We start from the raw sequence: 8,067 nt of genomic DNA on the forward strand, positions 1-8,067 counted from the left end.
TTACACGTTTTTACTTTTCTAATGCTTTAATGGTTTCTGGGTCAATCCCTACTGCTACAGCCATTTCTTCGTTGATAGCGATAGCTGCAGTTTGTGGTTTTTGAACAGGCAAATCAGCCGGTTTTTCTCCATCCAAGATTTTGGCAGCCAATTCACCTGCCTGAACACCGATTGCATGGTAATCCACACCGTAAGTGAAGAGGACCCCTTCCAAGTAAGCAGCATCACTTCCGATAGACGGAACTTTTGCCTCCTTGAGCACCTCACCAATAGTTGACGCAGTTGACGCTACGGTATTATCCGTCGGCAGGTAAATGGCATCGACCTTACCAGCTAATGAAGTAATAGCCTGTTGCACATCATTTGTTGTCGTAACAGTTGCGACTTCAACCTTAACCCCCTTGGCCTCCAAAGCTTTCTTAGCTTGCTCAGCCTGTACTTCTGAATTCACTTCGCTTGAATTGTAAAAAATACCAACTGTTTTCGCTGACGGTACGACTTTGAGCAACATATCAATCTGCCCTTCTACATCCGTCGCGTCTATCGAACCCGTCATACTTCCACCGGGTGCATCAAGCGACTCAACCAAACCTGCCTCAACAGGATCTGTAACAGCTGTAAAGACGCTCGGAGTCTCACTGTCAGCATTCAACATAGCCTGAGCTGCTGGTGTTGCAATAGCAAAGTTGAGGTCATTCTTCCCAGCCAATTGCTCGACCATGGTCTGCAAGTTAGCTTGGTCACCTTGCGAATTTTGCAGGTCAATGGTCAGGTTTTCACCTTCCTTATAACCCGCTGCAGCAAGTGCCTCCACAAAGCCCTTACGTGCACCGGTCAAAGCCTCATGCTCTGCGTATTGAATAATGCCGACTTTTGTCGTCTGGTCATCTGAACCATTTGCGCTACAAGCAGCAAGAGTCACGGCAGATAAAACTGCCACTGAACTAAGAATCAACTTTTTAAATCTCATGATTTATCTCCTTTTAATAATTATACAATGAAGCAATCAAACCAGAAAAAGACCGTCTAGAATCACTCTAAACGGTCCCCACTATTCAACTGCATTTTGAAAACAAGATGAATGCTGCGTGCCGTTTAGATGTATCATCTATGGGCACAGGTCAAAACAACTACAGCCACATAGATACAAACCTTACGATTTTGTGTTTGCATCCATGTCTACCATGTCTACAAACACTATCTAAAATAGCCGTAGAAATAAGTATGAGCAAGCATAGTCATGCGACCCTTTTTCAGCATAGCTTGTTTCCTTTCACTGTTTATTTTGTAACTATCATACCTGTTTTCAAGACTTTTGTCAATAGAAAACTGCATAATTTTTCATCATAATATCATCTTTTTCCAATAAAATTGATAAAAGCTATGTAAGGTATGATTTTAATATTTCTTATGCAGTTTGCAAACGCAAAACAGCAACTTCTTCCTCAGTCAGAGACAAAAGAGGCGCAACTTCTTCATTTGTCATATTTGTGTCAAATAGACGTTGGATAAATTCTGAACGATTAGTTTCAGAGATTTGATTGAATGTTGATGTCATTGTTTATACCTTAACTTTCCATTGGAATGAACCAATAGTATCACACGACATAGAAAATGTAAAACGAAACTGTGAAAACATCCTATAAGTTTTCTTTATATGTTGGAGGATTTTCAAGAAAATTTACAAAAATAAAAGTAAGAAACAACCTGCCAACAGATATTGGCAGGTAATATTTTATTATTCCGTAGTTTCCTTGGCCAATCGCTCGCGTTCCAAACGAAGTTTACGATTGGGGTTGAGTTTATTGAAAAGCTCTTCTAATTTTTCAGCATTCCAAACATCGGCTGCCGAAACAAAATTTCCATCCTTATCCTTGAAGGATATTGGTTTATCACCCATTGCATACCTCCTTGAGGAATAAAATGTAGCCCTGAAACACAAGCTCAGGTTGATGATTGTTGAATAATAGCGGGACACTCAGTCTTATGGTCCCGTCCAGTTTCTGGGAGACCAGCTGAAAAAGTCCACTAAACAGGTTACGACACGGAACCCAAATGGGCGATACTACCATTTGGGTGTAGTTAGTAAGGTAGCTAGCCAAGATCCCATAGGACTTGGCGTAGTTTGACTAGCAAGTTAACTTGCAGCCAAACTGCTACGTTAATCAACAAATTCAAATTCAAATTTGCCGATGCGGACAGTGTCACCGTCCTTGGCACCGCGCGCACGGAGGGCTTCATCAACACCCATTCCACGCAACTGACGGGCGAATTTCATAACAGATTCGTCGCGGTCAAAGTTGGTCATGGTAAAGAGTTTTTCTAGCTTGTCGCCAGACAAGATCCAGCTGGCATCATCCGCACGGCTAATGTCAAATTCAGGTTCATCTGGATTGAAACCATAGTAAGCTTCTTCCTCTTGGAAATCAGAATCTTCATACAGCAAGAATTCTGGCGTTTTCTCAAGCAATTCTGCTGTCGCCTCCAGCAAGTTTTCCAATCCTTGATGAGCAATACCGGAAATCGGGAAAATCTGTGGCAGTTCGTCAAACTCATCATAGTTGGCTACCAGCTTCTTCTTGAATTCTTTCAAATTCTCTTCCGCATCTGGCATGTCCATCTTATTGGCAACAATAATCTGCGGACGTTCCATGAGACGAAGATTGTAGGTTTCCAATTCATTGTTAATGGCCACATAGTCCTCATAGGGATCACGGCCTTCGCTGGCTGACATGTCCAAAACGTGCAAGATAACACGCGTCCGTTCAATATGACGTAGGAATTGCGTTCCCAGGCCGACACCTTGACTAGCTCCCTCAATCAAGCCTGGCAGATCGGCAACCGCAAAGGATTCGCCTGATTTAGTTCGCACCATTCCCAAATTCGGTACAATGGTTGTAAAATGGTAGGCACCAATTTTTGGCTTGGCAGCTGTAATAACGCTGAGGAGAGTGGATTTCCCAACAGATGGGAAACCAACCAGACCAACGTCCGCCAGAACTTTTAGTTCTAATTCCAGATTGCGTTCCTCACCTGGTTCACCATTCTCAGCAATTTCAGGCGCAGGATTTTTCGGCGTGGCAAAGCGGATATTTCCACGGCCACCACGACCACCGTGGGCAATGACGAACTCCTGACCGTGCTCCACCAAGTCGGTGATAACCTTGCCAGTCTCCGCATCACGAACGGTTGTTCCCTGCGGCACGCGCACAATCAAATCTTCCGCACCACGACCGTGCATACCCTTGGTCATACCTTTTTCACCGGCATCCGCCTTGAAAATGCGGTTGTAACGAAAATCCATGAGGGTACGCAAGCCTTCGTCTACCTTGAAAATAACGTGACCGCCATGACCACCGTCACCACCCCACGGACCGCCGTTGGGAACGTATTTTTCACGACGGAAGGCAACCATCCCGTCGCCACCCTTACCTGCCTTGACCTTAATCTTGGCAGTATCTAAAAACATACTCATAATCTACCTAATCTTTCTCTGAAAAAGACGCTAAAAAGCGCCTTTTAGTTCATTAATGCATTGATTGCAGGGAAAATTAAACCAGCAATCGTGGCAATCACCATAATAATAACAATCAATAATGTAAAGCGTTCAAATAAAGTTTTCTTGTGTTTTTCTTCTCCAAAAGCCATTGCTTTCTCCTTCTACAGTCATTATCCTTTATTTTACCATAAAATGGCAGAGCGTTCAATTTTCATTGTTCAACTTCTCCTTGACCTTCTCCGCTACCTTATAAGGCACACCTGCTTCGGCGATTTCTTGTATGTTTGCTGCTTGGATATTGCCAATGGATTTGAAATGTTTCATCAGAGCCTGCTTGCGCTTTGGTCCTAAGCCCTCAATACCATCCAATTTTGAAGAGAAAGAATTTTTCGAACGAACCTGACGGTGAAACTCAATGGCAAAGCGGTGTACCTCGTTCTGAATGCGTTGCAGGAGGAAAAATTCTTGCGAGTTACGGGGCAGTTCAACCACTTCAAGCGGATTTCCAAACAGCAATTCGTGGGTCTGGTGCTTGTCATTCTTCTGCAAACCTGCAATGGGAATGGACATGCCTAGCTCCTGCTCGATAACCTGCTTGGCGACATTGACCTGCCCCTGACCACCATCAATGATAATCAAATCGGGTGGCACCAAGCCTTCTCTGAGGACGCGACTATAACGGCGGCGCAAGACTTCCCGCATAGAGGCATAGTCATCCGGCCCCTCAACTGTCTTAATCTTGTACTTGCGGTACTCCTTCTTATTGGGCACCCCATTTTCAAAGACCACTATGGCCGACACAGGACTGGTTCCCATGATGTTGGAGTTATCAAAAGCCTCGATACGAACCGGCGTCGGAATCCCCAAAAGCTGACCGATATTCTCCACAGCACCGTAGGTCTTCTCCAGATTTTTCTCCAATAGATTAAACTTCTGCTCCAGACTAACACGCGCATTCTTGGTGGCCAGAGCTATGAGTTGCTTCTTCTCCCCACGCTGAGGCTTGATGACCTTGGTATCTACCAGAGCTTCTACGGCTTCTTGGTCAATATCCTGCGGTATCAAAACCTCAGACGGTATTAAATGTTGCTGGTCCCTGTAAAACTGACCGATATAGGTCAAAAAGTCTTCATCCGCATCATTATAGTAAGGAAAGAGATTGACATTCCGCTCAATCAGTTTTCCCTGCCGAACAAAGAAAACCTGCACGCACATCCAGCCCTTGTCCACATAGTAGCCAAAGACATCCCGATTTTGCAAGTCATGAGCCATCACACGTTGCTTGGTCCGCAGGGTGGAAATGGATTGCAGGACATCCCGGTATTCCGCAGCCTTTTCAAACTCCAAATTGCCAGCAGCTACCTTCATCTTTTCCTGCACTTCCTTGACAATCTTATCATCATGACCTGTCAAGAACTGGGCCACTTCCTTAGCCATCTTGTCATAGTCTGATAGGCTGGGCAGGTTTTCTCCATGGGCCAAACATTGCCCCAAATGATAATAAAGACAATACTTGTTCTCAGGCAATTTACATTTGCGGAAAGGATACAGACGCTCCAATAGTTTGAGGGTCTGGTTGGCCGCACCCACATCTGGATAGGGACCAAAATACTGACTACCATCCTTTTTTATCTGCCGTGTAATGAGCAGCCGTGGGTGGCGTTCCTTGGTAATCTTGATAAAGGGATAGGACTTGTCATCCTTGAGCATGATATTGTAACGGGGCTTGTTTTCCTGAATCAGATTGATTTCCAGCAGGAGCGCCTCAATATTGGAATCGGTCACGATGAACTCGAAGTCGGCAATTTCCGCTACGAGAGCCTCTGTCTTGGTATCATGGGCACCACGAAAATATGACCGCACCCGATTGCGCAGGTTTTTGGCCTTGCCCACATAGATAGTCTTTCCGTACTTGTTTTTGTGGAGGTAGCAACCCGGACTGTCCGGCAGCAGCTCCAACTTGTGTTTAATGGTATCGTTCATAGGTCTAGTATAGCAGTTTTGACCAAAAATTTCATAAAGGAAAAATGTGATTTTTTTTACATTTTTCCTCTAGAAACTCTTGTTTTTGTCCTAAGACAGCAGTATAATAAGTCTATATATTATTTGAACGATTAAGGAGGAACTTATGATTACATTCGACCACATTACCAAGGCTTACGGTGACAATCTTGCCTTGGATGACTTAAATTTGACCATTGAATCGGGTGAGATTTTTGGGTTGATTGGCCACAACGGTGCCGGAAAAACCACGACCATTAGCCTGCTGACCTCCATTATTGAGGCGACGGAAGGTCATATTTTGGTGGACAATCTCACTCTGGCTGAGCATCGGGATGAGATTAAAAAGCGGATTGCCTACGTTCCAGACTCGCCAGATATCTTCCTCAATCTGACAGCATTTGAATACTGGCACTTCCTCGGTAAGGTCTATGATGTGCCGAAGGAGGACGTAGACCAGCGCATCGGGACCCTGTCAACTCTTTTCGACATGACCGCCCGCCAGTATGAACCTATCGATAGTTTCTCCCACGGTATGCGGCAGAAGACCATTATCATTGGCGCTCTGATACCCAATCCAGATATTTGGATTTTGGATGAGCCCTTGACTGGACTGGATCCGCAAGCCTCCTTTGACCTCAAGCAGATGATGAAGGAACATGCCAGAGGTGGCAATACGGTTCTCTTTTCAACGCACGTTTTGTCCGTTGCTGAGCAACTGTGTGACCGCATTGGCATTCTGAGAAAGGGTCGTCTGATTTTCGTAGGTAGCCTGGAAGAATTAAAATCCCAGTATCCTGATAAGGACCTGGAAACTATCTACCTGGAATTGGCTGGCCGCCAGCAGGAAAAGGTAGGTGAGGAGGCATGAACAAGTCTATCATCTGGGAATTGGTGAAAATCAATATCCTCAACTCCAATCCGCAATTGCTGGCCCAGGTCAAGAAAAAGCAAAGCAAGCGCAAGGATGTCTCCTTTTCAGCCTACAAGAGTATCCTCTGGCAACAGGGATTTATGGTAGTGGGCTTTGCCGTCCTCTACACTGTCTTTTTCCTTGGAATTGACTATAGTCGCTCGGTTGGTTTCTTCTCCATGCAGCTGGGAATCTTTACGGTCATGGCTATCCTTTATGGATTTACAGGATTTTTCTCCGTCTTCTATGACAGCAAGGACACCAAACTCTATCTGGCCCTACCTGTCAAAGCCAGCGAGGTTTTTGTAGCCAAGGTTCTATCGGCTCAAGGAATGGTTCTGCCCTTCCTCATGCCCAACCTGACTCTACTGGGTGTGACCTATTATCAAATCGGAGGACTGACCCTGCTGCCACTTGCCCTGCTTTCCTTTGCCATCCTCTGGCTCCTGGTCAATGTGGTCAACCTAATCATGGTACATTTTATTGGAACTATCCTGACAAAAAGTCCTCGTAAGACCTTGATTTCAACCATCTTGACAACTGGAGCGTCCCTGATTTCTGTTGGGGCCATGATGTACATCCAAAGCCAACAAGTACGGTCGTTTGATACAGATGGCTTTGTGGAATTTCCGACCATTCCGGTCTTTGTTGGTTTCCACTATCTAGTCAGCAAGACCTTGTCGCTGGCTACGCTCCTACATTTTGCTCTTCCAATCTTGGTCATGCTCGGTCTGATTTATTATGCGACCAAGACAGTTATTCCTAATTATTTCAATCAAATGCTAGTCATTGATAGCATTTCCAGTAATAAGAGCAGGAAAAAATCTGGCAAACTTCCTAGCAATCTCAAGCAGGCCCTGGTTAAACACCACCTGGCTACGCTTAACGACAGCAATCTCCTGGTTCAATCCTTCCTGCAGCCAATTATCATGGGTGTAGCCCTCTTTCCAAGTTTCTCACAATTTATGGATGGTGATTCCTTTAGTCAATTCGGAGTAGATTATTTCGGTATTTTTCTGCTGGCTGGAGCTATTCTGGGCAGTATGTTTGCAGGGGCTACAACCTTTATTGGGGTGGCCATGTCGCTGGAAAAGGAAAATTATCACTTTATCAAGACACTACCTATCAACTTTAAGCAGTTTACTATTCAGAAATTCTGGGTTATCTCGGCAGTCCAATTTCTGCCACCAGCCTTGCTCTATTTAGTCCTGGCAATCGCATTGCTCAAGGTAAACCCAATTTTGGCCCTCGCCTTTACAATTGGTAACCTAGTAACAGCAATTTTAGTTGGACAGATTTTCTATTGGCGGGATCAGCGACTCCTCATGCTTAACTGGCAAAATTCTAATCAGCTCTTCGGTCGCGGCGCTGGCCAGTGGCTGATTGCAGGCTCAATTTTTGCAACCATGATTCTGGGAACCATTCTCTTTGTGATTGCAACAATCCTGACGAACACTATCGGTCCAATCTATGTTAGCTCAGGAATATTCACACTCGTTCTGGTCTTAGCTGCTGGCTTGCAGTATTACCTCTTTAAGGTCTACTGGAAGAAATTATGATATAAAAGTAAAGGGAGTGGGAAAGACATCCATGATGGCTTCGCCCTCACCCACAGAATAATGAAAACGAACATAAAGCCCTCACTAGGTGTATA

General features: G+C 44.8%; 8 protein-coding genes. 2 read left to right on the forward strand and 6 right to left on the reverse strand.

What is annotated here, in order from left to right:
- Positions 1–10: 10 nt before the first annotated feature.
- From ACHBIE_RS09890 to uvrC, 6 genes are all read right to left on the reverse strand, one after another.
- Positions 11–970, reverse strand: coding sequence for an ABC transporter substrate-binding protein (locus tag ACHBIE_RS09890; RefSeq protein ID WP_105110838.1), 960 nt, complete (start codon positions 968–970; stop codon positions 11–13).
- Positions 971–1,408: 438 nt separating this feature from the next.
- Positions 1,409–1,558, reverse strand: a complete 150-nt coding sequence (locus tag ACHBIE_RS09895; RefSeq protein WP_161497988.1) for a hypothetical protein — start codon at positions 1,556–1,558, stop codon at positions 1,409–1,411.
- A 180-nt stretch (positions 1,559–1,738) separates the two neighbouring features.
- Positions 1,739–1,900, reverse strand: coding sequence for a hypothetical protein (locus ACHBIE_RS09900; RefSeq protein ID WP_125266479.1), 162 nt, complete (start codon positions 1,898–1,900; stop codon positions 1,739–1,741).
- 261 nt (positions 1,901–2,161) lie between these two features.
- Positions 2,162–3,475 carry a GTPase ObgE gene (gene obgE / locus ACHBIE_RS09905; protein ID WP_105110837.1) on the reverse strand — a complete coding sequence of 438 codons (1,314 nt, stop codon included), beginning with the start codon at positions 3,473–3,475 and terminating at the stop codon, positions 2,162–2,164.
- Positions 3,476–3,519: 44 nt separating this feature from the next.
- Complete coding sequence (locus tag ACHBIE_RS09910; RefSeq protein WP_105122511.1) at positions 3,520–3,648, reverse strand: DUF4044 domain-containing protein; 129 nt, start codon at positions 3,646–3,648, stop codon at positions 3,520–3,522.
- 55 nt (positions 3,649–3,703) lie between these two features.
- A complete protein-coding gene (uvrC, locus tag ACHBIE_RS09915) occupies positions 3,704–5,482 on the reverse strand; it encodes an excinuclease ABC subunit UvrC (RefSeq protein ID WP_394733246.1) in 1,779 nt (592 codons plus the stop codon).
- A gap of 145 nt (positions 5,483–5,627) precedes the next feature.
- Between uvrC and ACHBIE_RS09920 the strand changes: the two genes are divergently transcribed.
- Both ACHBIE_RS09920 and ACHBIE_RS09925 read left to right on the forward strand, forming a co-directional pair.
- On the forward strand, positions 5,628–6,371 hold the full coding sequence (locus ACHBIE_RS09920; protein ID WP_394733248.1) for an ABC transporter ATP-binding protein: 744 nt from the start codon (positions 5,628–5,630) through the stop codon (positions 6,369–6,371).
- Entirely contained in the window at positions 6,368–7,972 is a 1,605-nt protein-coding gene (locus ACHBIE_RS09925) for a permease (protein WP_394733250.1), read from the forward strand. Before ACHBIE_RS09920 ends, ACHBIE_RS09925 begins: the two co-directional genes overlap by 4 nt.
- Positions 7,973–8,067 lie beyond the last annotated feature (95 nt).

It is taken from the genome of Streptococcus sp. A23 (assembly GCF_043674155.1).
In the GTDB taxonomy this organism is placed as follows: Bacteria; Bacillota; Bacilli; order Lactobacillales; family Streptococcaceae; genus Streptococcus; species Streptococcus suis_V.